This window comes from Paenibacillus sp. J22P15, assembly GCF_056269345.1.
Genome location: NZ_JBWDNT010000001.1, coordinates 864176 through 881149, shown reverse-complemented (window position 1 = coordinate 881149; position 16974 = coordinate 864176). Strand labels below are relative to the sequence as shown.

The following is a 16974-nucleotide window of genomic DNA, read 5'->3' as shown; positions in this document are numbered from 1 at the left end:
TTGATGTAATAAACGCTGCCTTTATTTGAAAGTTAATGCTCGTTCTGTTCCAGTGTATGATTTCACTTCTTGTTCTGAAGCTCAGCTTCAATAAATTGAACCCATTCGCGAGAAGCAAAGGATAGATACTTTTCTTTGCGCCATATCATGGATAATTGCCACGGAATCGCAGGTTGAACAACGGATAGAGTAGCGAAGCGTTTAGGGTCAAGCCGCCTACATATTCCTTCTGGCAAAAGAGTGACTCCGTATTTAGCTGCGATCATTTCGGTCATAAAGTCCCATTGGGAGCTCTCAAACACGATTTTAGGCTCAAATCCTGCTGCCTCACAATGCTCTTTAATTAAATGATGGATCGTAAAGTCTTGCCGAAACATGATGAAAGGCTCAGATTTCAGCTGAATCATCTCGATTGTATTTTGAGTTGCCAGTTTATGTTCAGCGTGGACAACTAGCCGCAAATTTTCATTAATACAAGGAAGGACATGATATCGTTCGACATCCTTTACTGGCTGGATGACCATGCTGAAATCCAATTCACCATTTAGGATATCTTGCTCTAAGCTTTTCCCGCCTTGTTCAATTATTTGCAAGCGAATTTGCGGATAATGAGTTAAAAACTTCTCGATAATTGACGGTAAAAAATAACTGCCTACCATAGGTGGAATACCGAGACGCAGCGTTCCTTTCTTTAATGTGACGACCTCTTCCAATTCACTCGACATATCTTCGAACGATTGAATGATGTGCTTCGCTGAACGGAGAATGGATACACCAGCATCCGTTAATTCGATCTGTTTGGCTGAGCGGTCAAGAAGCTGTACCCCAAGATCCTCCTCCAGCAGACGAACCATTTTGGATAATGAGGGCTGGGTGACATGCAGCTTGTGTGCTGCCTGTGTAAAACTGCCGGCTTCGGCGACAGCGACAAAATAATTTAAATGTTTAAGATCCATATGGTTGCTCCTCAACTGTAGAGCAGGAATATTGCTATGTGCTGCTTTAAGTGTAAGTATAGTGAAAAGGAATGAAAACTATGCGATATATGTATTTTACCTATAGATTAGATGAGTGTAAACTTAGCGTTATCGAAAATTTTATAAAGAAAAAAGGTGTTACCATGAATTTATTAGAAGAATTAACTGTGCCTTTATCAACAAGGCCAGCATCTGCATCATTAACCATTAAGGAATCGATCGTCCTGCCGCCGGATACCAATCATCACGGAACGATTTTTGGTGGAAAGCTAATGGCATATATAGATGATGTGGCTACGATTGCAGCAACTAAGCATGCCCGTCGTCCCGTCGTTACGGCTTCAACTGACTCTGTCGATTTTCTTCACCCCGTAAGAAAAGGAGATGCAGTCAGTTTATCAGCTTTCGTGACTTGGTCACATAAAACGTCAATGGAGGTCTTTGTCCGTGTCGTGACTGAGGATTTGCTTACAGGTGGACGCAAAGTGTGTGCTACTTCATTTTTAACGTTCGTTGCTTTAGGTGAAGATGACAAACCAACGGTCGTACCAGGCGTATATGCAGAAACAGATGAAGAGCGATTATTGTTTGCTACTGCACCAGAACGTAAAGAGGCAAGACGTATTCGCAGACAAGAGAGCAAGCATTTCGCTAACTATATGGGAACAGATTATGCATTTAAAGAGTCGCATTCTAAATCCGTCCCGCAGCATTCTGTTAACAGAGGTTATGAGTCTGCATGGGGTTCGGATTGGTAAGAAAATAGAGGTTATCATTGGCTGCTGTGGGTTTATCACTGCGGCTTTTTATTTTGAAAATAGGGATAACCTGTTGCCGCATATCCTATAAAGTGCTGAAATGCGATTAAATAGGATGCGATGCATAATGCAGGGAGTTTATTTTTAAAGCTAATGATATCACTGTTTTCGCTTCTTTTTATTTTTCCCGCAATCTTATTCTCCATACTAGTGCTTTGTTTAACGGATAATGTGAAATCCGGAACGGTAATGCTAATATGTGCGCTAATACTCCATATCATCGTCAAATGTTACAGTTTATATTATCCGTTATCGCAAGGCGAGAAATACTACACTAGGGGCAGCCTTGCAAGCGAAGCTTCTGATGACTGGCTATATCATAATGTGACACCGCCGGCGCTTGATGAAATCTATTTTGAAATTGACGGTTGGAATGAGGAAACAGATAGGCTGTACCACATCATACATGAACATGAAAGAAGCGTCGATAATGAAGATAACTCCGCCTGCTGTAGTAAATGTAATAGCACAGAAAATATTACCAGGCGGATTAATAAATATTAATGACATTATGCCCCTGAATTCATATAAGATATGCGAAAGATATATGTGAATAGGGGGTTATATGATCATGGAAAAGAAACGATGCTTGTTCTGTTCTGAGATCGTATCAATTGAACAAAAAGGCGAGTATGAAAATTATTTGAGCTGCAGCTGTGCACCGGGAGGCTATTATAGTTTATTGCGAGATAGTTATCTTGAAATTAACTCATTATCCTATACGATAAAAAATAAACGTTTTCCGATCATATCGGGATATATAAGAGAGCAGTTAGATTGCGGTAAACGGGTGTTACTTTCAATTGATGATTTAGAATCGATTGAGAATGCTCCACATATTCCAGTAACGATTGAAGATAAAGGAGCACGGTTGCTGCAATATTTTTATAGGCATTCCGATGAGCCAGGACAAGCTGTTGTTATTCAACCGCTGTCTCAAAGCTTTAACTTAACGTATTCTCCCAACCTACAAGAGCTTGTTTATATTATCGAGAAGCTGAGGGAAGAGCAATTCATCATACGAGAGGGAATGTCCTTTTATCTTACAGAGAAGGGCTGGAGTGAGGCGACTGCACGAGCAGGGGGCAGGAAGCTGAAAGCATGCTATGTGTTGCTTTCTGACGATCCGGATTTGCGAACAGGATGGATTGAGAGTATATTTCCTAAATTGGAGCAGCTCGGTTATTTACCTTTGTCATATCAACCATCAGATGCAGATGGCAGTGAAAATCATACGTTAGCCCATCTTTCTGATAGTAAACTCATCATTGCAGATCTAACGAACCATTCGCCAGAGGTTTATTTGGCTGCTGGTTATGCGCTCGGCAGAGATATCCCAGTCGTGTGGACGATCAGACATAGCGAAAGGGATGAGCAGCTTATTCAACAAGAGTTCATTCGACCAATCGTATGGGATGAAGTAGAGGAACTGGCAGTGCTGCTGCAACAGCGATTTACTTTTAATAAGTAGAGATTGTTTTATATAGAAATGATACACAAAACACACGCTAAAATAGGTGTGTTTTGTGCTATTTGCCAAATGAATAATTTTATTCTATTTCATTAGCTGCACATCGTCGTCGGTTTAAGAGCGGCATTAAAAGCAGCTCGATTCTCCCATAGAAAAGATTGAATTTGACTGGGCTCCTCGAAAAAATACTCTTGCTCATCCAAGTAATCTTCCCCTAATCCATGAATGCTGAAACGACCCTCGCTGTAGTTCATAAGAGTCCATTGGCCTCCACGCTTGCGATCTGCAAACACCAGGTAAAATTTTTGACCAGCAGCATCCCATTGCGCTAATTCATTAAAGTTTTCTAGAATAAACGTAATATCATTTTTTTTCTTGATCAACATAGTTCATCTCCTCTTTCTTTATAAAAATAATTGTCATATTAGTGTGTATCGTTGCATAAGAACATCATAAGAACAACACAAGAATAGCAGATTTCAACAAAAAAGTATGTCAAAAGATAGGAACGATTTATAGGATTGTTTGACGAATTATGCCGCACTCGCAGTTTTGGGAAAAAAAGTTATAATAAGATGGAGTGAAAAGGAAAAGAAAAGGTAGAAAGGGAGTAGACGAATGACGGTTTATTTTGCACTTTTACGGGGAATTAATGTGGGCGGTAATAATATGATAAAAATGACGGAGCTTAAACGTATGTTTGAGTCGTTGGGCTATATGCGAGTGCAAACGTATATAAATAGCGGGAATATCATCTTTGAATCGAATGAGAGTGCGATTACACTAGAGGAACAAATCGAGAAGGAGATTAAAAAAGTATTTGGATTTAATATTGCTGTAATATTAAGGACGGCGTCTGAGCTTGCCAGCATAATTGAAAACTCACCATTTGCTGAGGTTGTTTTGGCAGAAGGAGAGAGTATACACCTCACCTTATTAAAAACAAAAATTACGCAAGACCAAATTGATCATCTGCCTGATGTTGACCATGGTAACGACGAATATGTTATAGAGGGTAAAGAAATTTACGTTCTCTATCGAAATAGCATTCTTGACTCCAAGCTCCCGAAAAAGTTTCAGAAGCTGCACCCAGCAACTGTACGAAACTGGAAAACAATCATGAAGCTTGATTCCATGGCGAAAGCGATGAAATAAGTGAAACGATTAGCATGAAACGATTTAAAAAAAGGATAGGAAAGTATTCAATGAAATGAATAGCTTTCTATCCTTTTTGGCGGTTATATTGAATTAACCATTTGTTTCTTCAGTTACGCTGCTGAATTGCCAGCCGATACCAAACTTATCTGTAACTTGCCCGTAGCACTTAGCCCAGAATGTCTCTTGAAGCTCCATCCCTATCGTGCCGCCTTCTTTCAGCTTATGAAATAATGACGTTAGCTCATCTATGCTTTTACTAACGATAGCTAGTGTAATATTATTACCTTGAATAAAGGGCATACCCGGAAATACATCAGAAAACATGACGTTGCTGCCCATGATATTTAAACGAGCGTGCATGACTAGCTGTTTTGCTTCCTCAGGAAGTACAAAATCGGGGTGGGAAGGACTCTCTCCAAAGGTCGTGAAATGTGTAATTTCTGTTCCAAATACTTGAGCGTAAAACTCGACTGCCTCACGACAATTACCATTAAAGTTCATATAAACATCTACAGACATTTACTTCACTCCTTCGTAGTCATTGGTTCAGAATAGAACCTTTATTTTCTCACCAATTGTACCATTTGAATGATGATATTCCAAACTTTAAAATGGATGTTTATTGTCCGACATTATCAGGTGTTTCTCCAACGCTCTTTAGCTTGAATAAAGAGGAAAGGGAACGGGAAAAGAAAAGCTAGAACCAAAACACCCACAGTAAACCATCCACCAAGTATGCCAGCTGGGAAAAAGTTGTATTTTTTTAACTTTCTATCATAGGTCAAATTAAAAACGGTGAAAATACTAATTAAACCGTATAGGGTGATCAGAAAAATCAAGGTCATACCTCTTTTCTTTTAATAAGTGGCGAATATCGTAAAGTGCTTCCACAACAAGCTTAAGATTGATGGGAAGTGAAAAACCGAAAGACACATTCGAAATTTTTGGGGTTCATACCTTCGAGGTGAGGAGTGCCCCAATTCGTATTTTTTTTATAATTAATTTGAATATGCTTTCTTGTGATTGATCCAATTAGTTCTTCACCGCGAGCGCTTTCTCCCTTAACGGTAGTGTCATCATCATAGCTTCGATTTTTCATGAGGGACTCTACGTTATAGCCAATGGAACAAAACAAATATCGATCTCGCATTAAAATATCAAGCGAATTATGTTTTAAGAGCGAAAGTTCAATGGAATTTTGTTTTAAAGAGGATACACCTGCGTCAATCGAAGGAATAAATGAGTGAATTCCTAAATGAGGAGAGCATATGGTTGCTAGTTTTGTTATAGGAAATTCCAATGAAACTAACTGTCTTGCTATTATTCCTCCCATACTGTATCCAAGAAAATAAACTTCTTTAAATATAAATCCATCATGGATCTTATTCGTAAAAATTTGATGTAACTGACCTGCAATGGTTACAAAATTGAGCTGAGTGGGGTACCCAATATTCCAAATATTCATTTCTCTGGAGAAATAATAATTTTTAAAAGCATCAGCCCATAAATTCATGTCACTGCTTGTTTTGCCCCAGCCGTGAAGTAGAATAATATGTTTCGTTTTTTCAATAGCGATGTTGGAATTCGTATTGATATGAAATACTTTATTTTTAGAACGAGATAGATAGTTCTTAACGAGGCTAAATTTATTTATTCTGAGGTTCAATCCGATAACACCTTCTCTTAGTGGTTTGAAGCAAGGGCTAATGTCGTTTAAGAGAAGTATATTGTTTCCGTCGTTACATCAACGTTACAGAAAAGAAAAGGTCGGACAAGGAGTATTCCTTGTCCGACCTTTAGGATGATTATTTAGTAGTCGAGAAGACGAGCGGATTTCTTACGAAAGTAATGCGCGTTATCTGATTGATTTTTCTTCATTTCCCACTCTGATACCCAACTAGAAAGAATAGCTAGCTGCTCTTCCATTTCAGCTTTGTATCGAATGAACCAGTCATCGAATATTCCTGTCATAAATTGATTCGTATTGACTTTTTTTAATAGATCTTTGCTTTCAAAATAACGATTCTCACTATGTTCCGAATAAATGATTCGAGTTAATTGATTTTCGAATTGTAGAACATCGCTCTCAATTTGTACATCCAATTGGACTTGCGATCGAGTTGTTTTTAGAATACTTTTTCCATTTGGCAAAACGAGTACTTTCTTCAAATGATTTAAATACACTCTCAAGTTTTTAGTGGCTGAAACAATATCCAAATCTGAAAATAAGGCATCGCAAATTTCCTCTCGACTACAGGTGGGGTAGAACATTAAATAGATCAATATATTTTTCGCATATCGTTTATTCCAGCCATCGATCAAAGGAACATTGTTTAATTTCACATTAAATCCATTGAGGAAAGAAATATATAATATATGAGTTGATTCATTTTTTTCATTAAAGACAGTCTGAAAAGTGGAATGTACAGTTAGAGAGATATCACCTGCAATTCGTGGCTTTTGAATAGGAGAATCTACTCGATTTAATGCTTTCTGAATAAAATCGATTGTCCATTGTGCCGATAAGTGAGGTTGGTCAAAAATTACAGAATTTGATGCCTTAGGAACGATTAAGAAAGAACTATCTTTAAGATAACTAGACGAAATGGATTGTAGGGAAGGGAAGTATAAATGATCCATTTCACCAGCAAGTAATAATACTGGGCAATTTATCGCTAGAATATTATCTAAGGGGCGGTCAAACATTTGAAGATGAAACAAGTCTAGATATAGCTTTTCGTCCACTTCATCGAAAGATTTAGTTATCGTTTTTACAATATCATGATCCTCCGGAAAGAGAGTTAAGTAAGGAAGAACTTCAGTTTTTAAAATATTTCGAACTCCGTATTTTTCAACAGAGGCCATATATTTATCCAGTACTTTTTGTCCTTCAACGGCAGGATAAGCTAAAATAATCGAAATCAAAATAAGAGAAGTCACGCTATCAGGATACCTGCTTGCATAGGCGACTCCAAAAGATGCTCCGAATGTATGTCCTACTACATGTAATTGACTAATTCCTAATTGTTCAATTGTGGCTTGAAGTTCGGTGCAGAGTAAATCCCAATTGGGAGAAAGTTCGCGTGATGATTTAATATCAATAAATAATAAATTGAAATGTTGATTTAAGTGTTCGCCCATCACACCCCACAAAGAAGAGTTCAATCCGTTTCCATGGAGAAGCATAACCGTTTCACTTGATTGTTTCAAAGCTGGAACATAATTGTAAATAATAAACTCTGACAAATGGATACCCCCATTTTATTTATAAATCCATTTCCAATAGTATATATGGTTCTAATTGTATTTTTCGCAAATTAATTATTTGAAAATATAGATCTGTGTAGCTTTAAAAAATGATAATTAAAGTTCCAACTGTTTATTCCATATGAACCAATTTCCTGCTTGTAAATTATACCAGTATACTTAGTTATTTAATAGATGTTAATTACACTTGTTATTCTTGGAAAGCTCTTTGAAGGTTTGGCGAAAGGGCGCACATCTGAAGCAATCAAAACGCTGATGGGCTTGCAAGCGAAAACAGCAATAGTCGTTCGCGACTGCAAGGAGCTGTCGATTCCAGTTGAGGAAGTTCTCGCTGGAGATTATGTATTGGTAAAACCGGGAGAAAAAGTTCCGGTGGACGGTGAAGTCATCGAAGGAACTTCAGCTGTTGATGAATCGATCCTGACAGGAGAAAGCATTCCAGTTGACAAGAGAATCGGCGACAACGTTATTGGAGCGACAATTAACAAAAATGGCCGGTTGAAAATAAAAGCGACAAAGGTTGGCAAGGATACAGCGTTGGCGCAGATCATTAAAGTTGTAGAAGAAGCACAAGGCTCCAAAGCGCCAATTCAGCGTGTCGCTGATGTGATCTCCGGTATTTTTGTGCCAATTGTTGTGGGTGTTGCACTTGCAGCTTTCCTTGTGTGGTACTTCTGGGTTACATCAGGGGATTTCGCCAACGCTCTGGAGATCGCAATCGCGATTCTTGTCATCGCATGTCCTTGTGCGCTTGGTCTAGCAACTCCAACATCGATTATGGCCGGTTCTGGCCGTGCTGCGGACCTGGGAGTTCTATTCAAGGGCGGCGAGCACTTGGAATCTACTCATACAATATGCCGGCATGGTGGCAGTTGCTGATACAATCAAAGAGACATCTAAAGAAGCAGTTTACCGTCTGAAACAAATGGGTATCGAGGTCATTATGATTACCGGTGACAATGAACGTACGGCGCAAGCAATAGCGAAGCAAGTCGGTATTGATCATGTGCTGGCCGAAGTACTGCCAGAAGGTAAGGCAGAAGAAGTGAAGAAACTGCAAGCGCAGGGCAAAAAAGTAGCCATGGTCGGCGATGGAATTAACGATGCACCAGCTCTAGCGATGGCGGATATCGGAATGGCTATTGGAACGGGGACAGACGTGGCAATGGAAGCAGCGGACATCACATTAATGCGCGGTGATCTGAACAGTATTCCAGATGCGATCTTTATGAGCCGTAAGACGATGGGCAACATCAGACAAAATCTTTTCTGGGCGCTCGCTTACAACTCGTTAGGTATTCCAATTGCCGCGATTGGACTGCTGGCTCCATGGGTCGCAGGTGCTGCAATGGCACTTAGCTCCGTTTCAGTTGTATTAAACACACTTCGTTTGCAGAGAATGAAAGTATAACAAGTTGATGCCTAGAAATTTTGGTTAAATAGAAGTAGAAATCTAAAAGAATTTAGAGCTAAAAAAGGTCGCCTATGGCGCCTTTTTTTCTTTATTTATGTGGTTTTTAGCAATTTACGTCCTGTAGATTCAGGAATATTTAACATATAATTGTAGGAGGATTATTTGTATGGATAAGGAAGAGATCGTATCAGCTGTAACTAAAGCAAAAGGCAGGAAGAGCCTTTATCATTTTACAAGAGTAAGAAATTTGCGATCTGTTGCACAACATGATTCTCTCATGTCCAGTTATCGAATTTATCCTCATTCAGCCGGTGAGCGCAGGTCCGTATCCAAAGAAGTAAACTATCATGGATATTCAATTACAATTAATACACATCTTAGAATAGCTAACAGTATGATGGAAGCTGCTTGCACGTTGGAACAATTTCGTGCTTATCTTGATCGTCATGTGTTTTTTTGGCCAACAATTAAGGACTGCCAGAAAATGATGGACAACTACACACGAAGAGAACCGGATGAAGCCTTTGCTATTCTGGAATTCGATGCTTTTTCCTTATTATTAGAAAATTATTCGAATGTAAAGCTCTCTAAATACGATTCTGGCAGTTCACCGCGGTTTCCTAAGCAATGTAATTATAAGAAGAGTCTCAGTATGTTTCTTCCATTAGAGGACTTCAAGAGCACAGTGAATAACACTGTTCCTGTAAAAGCTTCTGAAATACGGGAGGTGCTTATTGTTGATCAGGTCTTTAATTTGAATCAATATTTACGAACGGTTTTTGTAAATGATCGTAAAGAAGTATATGAAAGCTGGGGAGATCTTTTGAAACCGATAGCTAATTTTGGGGGACGACCGCCAACAGAAGAAAATTAAGGAGATGGTTAATATGATATCAGAACTTAACAAACAAGACTTTTATAAGATCAAATTCATCACAGACAAATGTGACAATATAGAAGTAAGGGCAGTAGCAAATAGAGTTAACCCCGGAAGGGTTTATGTAGATGATCCTAAAGAGATAACTGCAGCGTTAATCTGGATTCAAGGTCAGCAAGGCTTTCATATTATCGGAGATCCTCAAAGTAAATCCTTTATGTCCGATTTGGAGCAACATATGAAAAATGAGATTGAACCGAATTTAAAGAAACTAAATATGAACTGCGTCGAAATTAGTTGTGAAAATGATAGTTGGGCTGAAACTTTACAAGTTATTTTTGATAAGCGAAATATTTCGAATGATATTCAGCATGTCTTTCAGCTTAAAGGGAATGTTACTGCAAATGAGCTCCAAGATGAGCAGATAACGATTCAGCGGATAGATCGTGATTTATTCAAGTTGCGAAAATTTGAAAACCAAAGGTTTCTTGAGGGGAAAATCACTCGTTTTTGGGATTCGATAGATGATTTTTTGCAGCAAGGGTTTGGTTATTTAGTTGAGCATAACCATACTGTAGTGAGCTTATGTTTTTCGGCGTTTATTGTAGGGAAAATACATGCGATTGATATTGAAACACTTGATGGATACAAGAGGCATCATTATGCTTCTAAGGTAGCAGGAGCATTTGTAGAAGAATGTATTCAAAAAGGATTATCGCCTTATTGGGATTGTTCACCAGAAAATACTGGCTCGATAAAGTTGGCGAAGAGCGCGGGCATGGATGTATTTTTTAACTATAAAATATTTTGGTATGGACTTAGCTGAAAAAAAGCGAGAGATGATTCCTCATCTATAAAGGATGTCAACTCTGAAAAAAAGACCTGAAAGAAGTTATCCTCTCAGGTCTTTTGACTAGTTATATAATTTTGCGCGATGTATTGCGAATGTTCCTCGCGTTTTTTCGCATCCTTCGACGGAGCGGTGTTCGTTACGCCCCAAAAGTCTCCGCTTTTTGTATCTTCGTTCGGAAATGCCCAAATATCAAGATCATGCAGTATACGATGCATATAACGGAGAGCCTGCGGGTCACGCTTTTCACGAGCGATCACTGCAAGCTCAATAAGGTTTTGCATATCTAATTCTAAACCTTCAATGCTTGCAAGCTGCTCTCCAATATTCCGATATTTCTGAGGATTGAACACTTCAGAGGTCAAAAAGTCATCCCATGCTTTTTCGTTGTCGACAAAATTATCTATACCTCCGCCAGTAACCTTCAGATCAAACATCGCATGAAAATCTTTAATCGTTTGAATCGCACGGTTTTCAGATGAATATTCTAGGAAAGATGTGGTAGGAACACGGATTGGCTTGTTCGTTGATTGAGCTTCTGCTGAATCTGATATAACGGGTGCAGTGTATATATTTTTTTTGTAAAAGGATAAACCCCAAACTCCCAGACCGCTCATAATGACAAATGCGATCGATGCTCCAATAATATTTTCTTTAATTCTCAACTTTGATGTTCCCCCTTGATGATATGTGCAATGACGTACATAGTTATACTAATAAAACGAGTGAAAGTTGCATGTGTAATAAATGGGAAAAGCATCTGACTGAAACCGAGGAAGAGAATTAATCGTTATTTGGGTTTATTAGCCATTAGACTTTTCTCAAACATATCGATAATGGATAGGAATCTCTCAGCTTCGCGGAAGACATGATCTGCCAATAAGGGGTGAATGATGCTTTTTATACGGCAAGATTCTATTAAATCTTTAGCTGTCTTTTTGAAGTCTCTAAGAGATTTCACAGATACACGGTTTTGATCTAAAAATTGGTCAAGCAGTGGAACGGTTTGGGATTGCGGTCGCATGGATTCCAAATCTTTGGCTTGGAATAACAGTTGGTCGAAGTCCTGACTGAAATTGCGTGCTTGATCTACCAATTGCCTTTCAGATGGGTCCAGCAGATGCCCGATGAATTTAGCATGATCAGCCATTATTCGAAGGAAAAACACATTTTCATCGATAATCGCGTCAGGCAGCGGTTCTAATGTACCGTTATTGAGTTCTTCCAAACGGTTTCTAAAATAGTTTGCTTCCCTGCTGGTATGATCGATTAATAAAGGGAAATTGTTTGCCCCAGGCATCTGGCAAGTTAATACCAGTCCTAACACCTTCCTTTTAAACGCCCAAATGTAGGAAGCTGCATTATGAACTTCGATATTAAATCGTCTAATTTGTTCGGGGTCTGTTCCTGCTGTGAACGCATGAGACCTTCTTTCGATTTCTTCAAACAAAACATAAAACTGATTAGCTTCTTGGATTAATTGGGTATCATCGCATCTAAAGCCTAATTTAAGAAAAAGTGAATGCTCTTTCATGATTCGCGACCAAAAGCGAATTTCATCTAACGAGCGAGAAACGAACATAGTTGACATTTGCAGTAGCACCTCCAGTGACTAGGCTAACAGACAAACAATTAATTATATTCAACGTTTCTCATTTGTATGTATACATTTTGGGTGGGCAGATCAGCTTAATAAACGGTAATTGGATCTTTTGTATTGTGACAAGTTGAGGGACTCGGAGGGGATAATATCTTTTGCTGATCTTCATCTTAATAGTAAGCACCTTCGTTTTAACAATTACCCATGGCTTTCTGTATCCAATTGCTTTCGAACGGTCGTGCTCTTTCTCGATCATCTGTATGGCCATATGTGTGTAGATCGCCGAAAACTCTTTATCCTCGATACGCTGTTCTCTGGCAGCAAGATTACTTTCACTAATTCCCAATCGCCAGAATCGGTTTTTGAAGCTGCCAAACGACCGTCATTTATCATGTTAAGGATCGTTTTATAGTGAACTCCGAGCAATTTAGACGCTTCAGGGGTAAAGTGAAGGGAGTATATTGAGGACCATTCGGATTTCAATATTTCAGTCAATGCCCTGTGATTATTCAGGGCATTGTTCGATTAAGAGGCCAAGAGTTGTCAGAAGACAGCTCTTATAGAGCTGATAAGCGATCTTCTTCACTTAACGTGAGAAACTTATTTCCATGTCTAAGTATGATCGCGTTATCCGCGAGTCTGACCGTACTATCATTAAAACCAGTAACTAGGGACGGTGGTCTTAAGCGCATATTTTTTTGCATAACTATTACAGTACACTTTTTAAGAATAGCTTGCTCAAAGTCTTTGTTAGTGACTAATTCTTGTCCTTCTTCGATATTAGTTTTATTTTGCAATGTGTTCAATCCTCCACTAATTTTATTTGACTATATTTATTTTATATAATGCCCATTTTTCTAAAAAATAGTAAATACTGTACATTCGACAATCGAAAGTATTCAGGTATTTAAAGAGATGATCTTGAATTACTTTCAAAAGTATGTATAATAAGAGGCAATTGAATAAACAAAAATGTTTTCTAGGGTTCCGCAACGAGTGTGTTGGTCTGGTCCGAGAGAAAACTCACAGCTATGCTGTGTCACGGAAGGATAAAAGCCTGGGAGAAACTGTTGAACAGTTTTCTTTCAGGTTTTTTTTCGTTGTTTTTCAATAAAAAATGAAGAGGAGAATAGAAATGAATACCAACTGGATTAAAGTATTTATTGCCGCTTTTTTTGAAGTTTTTTGGGTAATTGGATTAAAGCACGCAAATGACATTTGGACTTGGGCAGGTACCGTTATTTGTATCATCGTTAGCTTTTATTTAATGATTATGGCTGGGCGCAAGCTTCCTGTTGGCACTGTTTATGCTGTGTTTGTTGGGATGGGTACTGCGGGTACGGTCCTCTCCGAGATCTTATTTTTTGGAGAGTCATTCGAAGTAATTAAAATGCTTTTGATTTTACTTTTGTTAGCAGGTGTAATTGGTTTGAAATTAGTAACAAAAGACAAAGCGCAGGAAGGAGCTGAGTCCTAATGGCATGGGCTGCATTAATATTAGCAGGGTTATTTGAAATGCTGGGTGTAGCTTTAATAAGCAAGTTCCATAAGGAACGTAATTTGAAATCATTAGCCTTGTTAGTTCTCGGGTTTGGGGCAAGTTTTCTGTTTCTTGCATATGCAATGAAAATACTTCCTATGGGGACTGCATATGCAATATGGACAGGTATCGGTGCATCTGGAGGAGCAATATTAGGAATGGTCCTATATGGCGAATCAAAAGATTGGAAGAGGGTCGTGTTTATAGCTATGGTTTTAGCGGCGGCGATTGGTCTCAAGCTCGTCTCGTAAACTATATTTACAAACATCATAAACATATAAGCTCTTTTCTCTAGAAACTTTCGACTATTTATCATGAATTAGTGAGTTCTGAGGAAGCTCTGAGTTACAGATCAGCTTCCTCGGGTTCGATGATATTAGGATGGTTACGATGATGGTTGTACTAAGACAAGCAGGCCAATAAGTGTCATATTGTTGACTTAAACTGAAATATATGGTGCAATTTTTACGACAACTGTCAGAATGTTTCATATAAATGGGGTGCCCTTATGATTTCTATTGATACAGATTTAGTAAAAAAACTCATTGCAGCACAATTTCCACAATGGTCTGAATTAACAATTAGACCTGTAAAGTCACAAGGGAATGATAACCGTACTTTTCATCTCGGCAATCGAATGAGTGTCAGATTACCAAGCAATGAATGTTATGTAGCACAAGTAGAGAAGGAGCAATTATGGTTACCTAAGCTTAAGTCTTTGCTTCCGATTCCTATACCTGTTCCAATCGCAAAAGGTGAACCTGGTGAAGGTTATCCATGGGAGTGGTCTGTATGCCTTTGGCTTGATGGAGAAACTGCAAATGAAGAAAATATTATAGATATGAACATGTTTGCTGAGGATTTAGCAGGTTTTCTTAAATCGTTTGAAGCCATTGATTGTTCGGATGGGCCGCTTGCGGGAGAACATAATTTTTATCGCGGAGGGTCTCTTACCGTATATGATCGAGAAACGAGAGAGGCAATTCTAAATCTGAGCAGTGATTTTGATAAACAAATTATTACGGATATATGGAACGAAGCCATTGCAACCAAGTGGGAAGTAGCACCGGTATGGGTACATGGAGATGTTTCTCACTCGAATGTATTGGTGCGGAATGGTCGTCTGAGTGGCGTAATCGATTTTGGTATTTTGGGTGTAGGAGACCCATCATCTGATTTAAGCATTGCATGGACTTTCTTGTCAGAAGAAAGCCGAGAAGTATTTAGACAAGCTATGAATTTGGATCATGCTACTTGGAAACGAGGACAAGCATGGGCTTTATGGAAAGCACTAATCACTTTTGTACAATATGATGGAGCAGATATAAAAAAAGCAGATGAAGCGAAAAGAATTATCGAAGTGATTGTGAAAGATCATACATCAAAATAACCTATGCGTAATCATAAAAATAACAAAAAATCCCTTCTCGTCGCTATCGGCACAAGAAAGGATTTTTTTCTGTCACGAAGTTCATGTTACTACTAAATTTATTAATGAATTGGAAGATGATTAGGGCAGAGATATGATCGAAAAAAAACAATAATCATTTCCTGATATATGTGATATTATACATTTGAAAAGGTTTTCGTTAAATATATATCAAATATTGTAAATTGAGAGAAGGAATTGATAAACGGAAATGGTAGACCAATTATGTATACAGCTTATTATCATATTGTTTCCAATCTTCATTCAGCAATTCTTTTTTTCGCGTAAAAAAATAATTGATAGTATCCGCTATCAGATATTGAATGGTCTCGTATTTGGTGCTGCATCCATTCTTTGTATGGCTCATCCGGTTTATGTGGCAGGCAGCTTTCAAGTGGATTTGAGAATTATTCCTTTAATTATATTAATTGTATATAGCAACAAAAATCTTGTGCCTGGGATTGTTGCACTCATTGTTGCGATAGTGAGCCGAATATATATCGGAGGAGATGCTGTTGTAATAGCAGTCGTCTCAATGGTGTTAATTGTAGGTCCAAGCTTCTTCTTAATCAAAACTTTCCGTGATAGTACATTAAGCAAAAGAATAATTTTGTGTATGTTATTTTCAGTGAAAAGTGTAATTGCATTATTCATTTCTGTTTTCATATACATAGAGATCAACGATTATTCATCCATTATGAAATCATACGGCTTTTTTCTCCTCACCGTATTTACTATAGCGTCATTAATTGGTATGGGTATATCCGTCCTGCTGAAAGAGCATTTTATAGAAAACGCTTACATAAAGAAAGAACTGGAACGCAGTGAAAAACTGAAAATTGTTAGCCAAATTGCAGCGTCAGTGGCGCACGAGGTGCGTAATCCACTAACAGTGGTTAAAGGATTTCTGCAGCTGCTTCAGGAATCAGTAGACGATAAAAAAAAGGATTATTTTAAAATCGCTTTATCTGAGTTGGATAGGGCGGAATATATCATTACTGATTATTTAAATTTAGCTAAGCCTCAAGCAGATGATCTTGAATTAATCGAGATTTCAGAATTTTTAAGACATACCTTAGTTATAATGAATTCCTATGGGTTGATTCAGAACGTTCAAATTCATCTAAACTGTAATCAATCAGATCTTTTTGTGTGGGCGAATAAGCCGAAGCTGTCTCAAGTCATTCTAAATTTGATCAAAAATGGCGTAGAAGCCATCCCAGATCGTGGGGATGTTACGGTAAACGCTTATAATCGTAATGATGAAATATGTATTGAGATTATAGATACAGGGAAGGGGATGGCTAAAGAGGCGTTGGAACATTTAGGAACCGCTTTTTTTACGACAAAGGAAACAGGTACGGGCTTAGGTATTTTGGTTACTTATAGAATTGTTGAAGCATTAAAGGGTAAAATCTCGTTTTACAGCGAGGTAGGTATTGGAACGAAGGTCAAGCTGCGATTTCCAGCCGTAGAGTCATCTGAACGGCACGTATAGATCCTGCTGCTTAGTTGGAATCATCTTTAAATGAATATTTTTAAAAAAGGCCTCTCATTAAGTTTATTGTGAACT

Annotated in this window: 18 protein-coding genes, 1 pseudogene and 1 riboswitch; of the genes and pseudogenes, 10 read left to right on the top strand and 9 right to left on the bottom strand. The window is 38.3% G+C overall.

Features of this window, described 5'->3' with window-relative positions; translation table 11 throughout:
- Nucleotides 1-62 precede the first annotated feature (62 nt).
- On the bottom strand, nt 63-956 hold the full coding sequence (locus AC0YN6_RS04130) for a LysR family transcriptional regulator (RefSeq protein ID WP_475745352.1): 894 nt from the start codon (nt 954-956) through the stop codon (nt 63-65).
- Between the two features lie 164 nt (nt 957-1120).
- Here AC0YN6_RS04130 and AC0YN6_RS04125 point away from each other — a divergent pair, with 164 nt between their 5' ends.
- Entirely contained in the window at nt 1121-1735 is a 615-nt protein-coding gene (locus AC0YN6_RS04125; protein WP_475745350.1) for an acyl-CoA thioesterase, read from the top strand.
- 631 nt (nt 1736-2366) lie between these two features.
- The gene (locus AC0YN6_RS04120; RefSeq protein WP_475745349.1) at nt 2367-3266 is read left to right on the top strand and encodes a hypothetical protein; all 900 of its coding nucleotides are present in this window, start codon (nt 2367-2369) and stop codon (nt 3264-3266) included.
- A 92-nt stretch (nt 3267-3358) separates the two neighbouring features.
- Here AC0YN6_RS04120 and AC0YN6_RS04115 read toward each other — a convergent pair whose 3' ends face one another.
- Complete coding sequence (locus AC0YN6_RS04115; protein WP_475745348.1) at nt 3359-3652, bottom strand: hypothetical protein; 294 nt, start codon at nt 3650-3652, stop codon at nt 3359-3361.
- 232 nt (nt 3653-3884) lie between these two features.
- Between AC0YN6_RS04115 and AC0YN6_RS04110 the strand changes: the two genes are divergently transcribed.
- Nucleotides 3885-4421 (top strand): DUF1697 domain-containing protein, encoded by a 537-nt coding sequence (locus tag AC0YN6_RS04110; RefSeq protein WP_475745346.1) that lies wholly within the window; start codon nt 3885-3887, stop codon nt 4419-4421.
- Between the two features lie 93 nt (nt 4422-4514).
- Here AC0YN6_RS04110 and AC0YN6_RS04105 read toward each other — a convergent pair whose 3' ends face one another.
- From AC0YN6_RS04105 to AC0YN6_RS04090, 4 genes are all read right to left on the bottom strand, one after another.
- A complete protein-coding gene (locus tag AC0YN6_RS04105) occupies nt 4515-4943 on the bottom strand; it encodes a VOC family protein (RefSeq protein ID WP_475745344.1) in 429 nt (142 codons plus the stop codon).
- A 116-nt stretch (nt 4944-5059) separates the two neighbouring features.
- Entirely contained in the window at nt 5060-5263 is a 204-nt protein-coding gene (locus tag AC0YN6_RS04100; RefSeq protein ID WP_475745342.1) for a hypothetical protein, read from the bottom strand.
- Nucleotides 5264-5322: 59 nt separating this feature from the next.
- A complete protein-coding gene (locus tag AC0YN6_RS04095; protein ID WP_475745340.1) occupies nt 5323-6090 on the bottom strand; it encodes an esterase/lipase family protein in 768 nt (255 codons plus the stop codon).
- Nucleotides 6091-6233: 143 nt separating this feature from the next.
- Nucleotides 6234-7670, bottom strand: a complete 1437-nt coding sequence (locus AC0YN6_RS04090; RefSeq protein WP_475745338.1) for an alpha/beta fold hydrolase — start codon at nt 7668-7670, stop codon at nt 6234-6236.
- Nucleotides 7671-7865: 195 nt separating this feature from the next.
- On the opposite strand from AC0YN6_RS04090, the pseudogene AC0YN6_RS04085 reads away from it, so the two are divergent.
- From AC0YN6_RS04085 to AC0YN6_RS04075, 3 genes and pseudogenes are all read left to right on the top strand, one after another.
- Nucleotides 7866-9102, top strand: a pseudogene (locus AC0YN6_RS04085) (HAD-IC family P-type ATPase); the annotation flags it as partial.
- 169 nt (nt 9103-9271) lie between these two features.
- On the top strand, nt 9272-9979 hold the full coding sequence (locus tag AC0YN6_RS04080) for a DUF7002 family protein (RefSeq protein ID WP_475745337.1): 708 nt from the start codon (nt 9272-9274) through the stop codon (nt 9977-9979).
- Between the two features lie 13 nt (nt 9980-9992).
- Entirely contained in the window at nt 9993-10808 is an 816-nt protein-coding gene (locus AC0YN6_RS04075; RefSeq protein WP_475745335.1) for a GNAT family N-acetyltransferase, read from the top strand.
- 74 nt (nt 10809-10882) lie between these two features.
- Here AC0YN6_RS04075 and AC0YN6_RS04070 read toward each other — a convergent pair whose 3' ends face one another.
- The 3 genes from AC0YN6_RS04070 to AC0YN6_RS04060 all read right to left on the bottom strand — a co-directional run bounded on the left by AC0YN6_RS04070 (nt 10883) and on the right by AC0YN6_RS04060 (nt 13229).
- Complete coding sequence (locus tag AC0YN6_RS04070) at nt 10883-11497, bottom strand: hypothetical protein (RefSeq protein ID WP_475745333.1); 615 nt, start codon at nt 11495-11497, stop codon at nt 10883-10885.
- A gap of 125 nt (nt 11498-11622) precedes the next feature.
- Nucleotides 11623-12423, bottom strand: a complete 801-nt coding sequence (locus AC0YN6_RS04065) for a DUF2935 domain-containing protein (protein ID WP_475745331.1) — start codon at nt 12421-12423, stop codon at nt 11623-11625.
- A gap of 566 nt (nt 12424-12989) precedes the next feature.
- Nucleotides 12990-13229 (bottom strand): hypothetical protein, encoded by a 240-nt coding sequence (locus AC0YN6_RS04060; RefSeq protein WP_475745329.1) that lies wholly within the window; start codon nt 13227-13229, stop codon nt 12990-12992.
- A gap of 171 nt (nt 13230-13400) precedes the next feature.
- Nucleotides 13401-13498: riboswitch (guanidine-I (ykkC/yxkD leader) on the top strand.
- A 69-nt stretch (nt 13499-13567) separates the two neighbouring features.
- On the opposite strand from AC0YN6_RS04060, the gene AC0YN6_RS04055 reads away from it, so the two are divergent.
- From AC0YN6_RS04055 to AC0YN6_RS04040, 4 genes are all read left to right on the top strand, one after another.
- Nucleotides 13568-13909 carry a DMT family transporter gene (locus AC0YN6_RS04055; RefSeq protein WP_475745328.1) on the top strand — a complete coding sequence of 114 codons (342 nt, stop codon included), beginning with the start codon at nt 13568-13570 and terminating at the stop codon, nt 13907-13909.
- Nucleotides 13909-14223 carry a DMT family transporter gene (locus tag AC0YN6_RS04050; RefSeq protein ID WP_475745326.1) on the top strand — a complete coding sequence of 105 codons (315 nt, stop codon included), beginning with the start codon at nt 13909-13911 and terminating at the stop codon, nt 14221-14223. The genes AC0YN6_RS04055 and AC0YN6_RS04050 overlap by 1 nt, the downstream gene beginning before the upstream one ends.
- Nucleotides 14224-14480: 257 nt before the next feature.
- Nucleotides 14481-15362 carry an aminoglycoside phosphotransferase family protein gene (locus tag AC0YN6_RS04045; protein ID WP_475745324.1) on the top strand — a complete coding sequence of 294 codons (882 nt, stop codon included), beginning with the start codon at nt 14481-14483 and terminating at the stop codon, nt 15360-15362.
- Nucleotides 15363-15612: 250 nt separating this feature from the next.
- Nucleotides 15613-16899 carry an ATP-binding protein gene (locus AC0YN6_RS04040; RefSeq protein WP_475745323.1) on the top strand — a complete coding sequence of 429 codons (1287 nt, stop codon included), beginning with the start codon at nt 15613-15615 and terminating at the stop codon, nt 16897-16899.
- Nucleotides 16900-16974: the final 75 nt, after the last annotated feature.

What these genes read in the sequence shown, in the direction of transcription:
- AC0YN6_RS04130 (WP_475745352.1), bottom strand. Translation starts at nt 956, where the DNA reads ATGGATCTTAAACATTTAAATTATTTTGTCGCTGTCGCCGAAGCCGGC.
- AC0YN6_RS04125 (WP_475745350.1), top strand. Translation starts at nt 1,121, where the DNA reads ATGAATTTATTAGAAGAATTAACTGTGCCTTTATCAACAAGGCCAGCA.
- AC0YN6_RS04120 (WP_475745349.1), top strand. Translation starts at nt 2,367, where the DNA reads ATGGAAAAGAAACGATGCTTGTTCTGTTCTGAGATCGTATCAATTGAA.
- AC0YN6_RS04115 (WP_475745348.1), bottom strand. Translation starts at nt 3,652, where the DNA reads ATGTTGATCAAGAAAAAAAATGATATTACGTTTATTCTAGAAAACTTT.
- AC0YN6_RS04110 (WP_475745346.1), top strand. Translation starts at nt 3,885, where the DNA reads ATGACGGTTTATTTTGCACTTTTACGGGGAATTAATGTGGGCGGTAAT.
- AC0YN6_RS04105 (WP_475745344.1), bottom strand. Translation starts at nt 4,943, where the DNA reads ATGTCTGTAGATGTTTATATGAACTTTAATGGTAATTGTCGTGAGGCA.
- AC0YN6_RS04080 (WP_475745337.1), top strand. Translation starts at nt 9,272, where the DNA reads ATGGATAAGGAAGAGATCGTATCAGCTGTAACTAAAGCAAAAGGCAGG.
- AC0YN6_RS04075 (WP_475745335.1), top strand. Translation starts at nt 9,993, where the DNA reads ATGATATCAGAACTTAACAAACAAGACTTTTATAAGATCAAATTCATC.
- AC0YN6_RS04065 (WP_475745331.1), bottom strand. Translation starts at nt 12,423, where the DNA reads ATGTCAACTATGTTCGTTTCTCGCTCGTTAGATGAAATTCGCTTTTGG.
- AC0YN6_RS04055 (WP_475745328.1), top strand. Translation starts at nt 13,568, where the DNA reads ATGAATACCAACTGGATTAAAGTATTTATTGCCGCTTTTTTTGAAGTT.
- AC0YN6_RS04050 (WP_475745326.1), top strand. Translation starts at nt 13,909, where the DNA reads ATGGCATGGGCTGCATTAATATTAGCAGGGTTATTTGAAATGCTGGGT.
- AC0YN6_RS04045 (WP_475745324.1), top strand. Translation starts at nt 14,481, where the DNA reads ATGATTTCTATTGATACAGATTTAGTAAAAAAACTCATTGCAGCACAA.
- AC0YN6_RS04040 (WP_475745323.1), top strand. Translation starts at nt 15,613, where the DNA reads ATGGTAGACCAATTATGTATACAGCTTATTATCATATTGTTTCCAATC.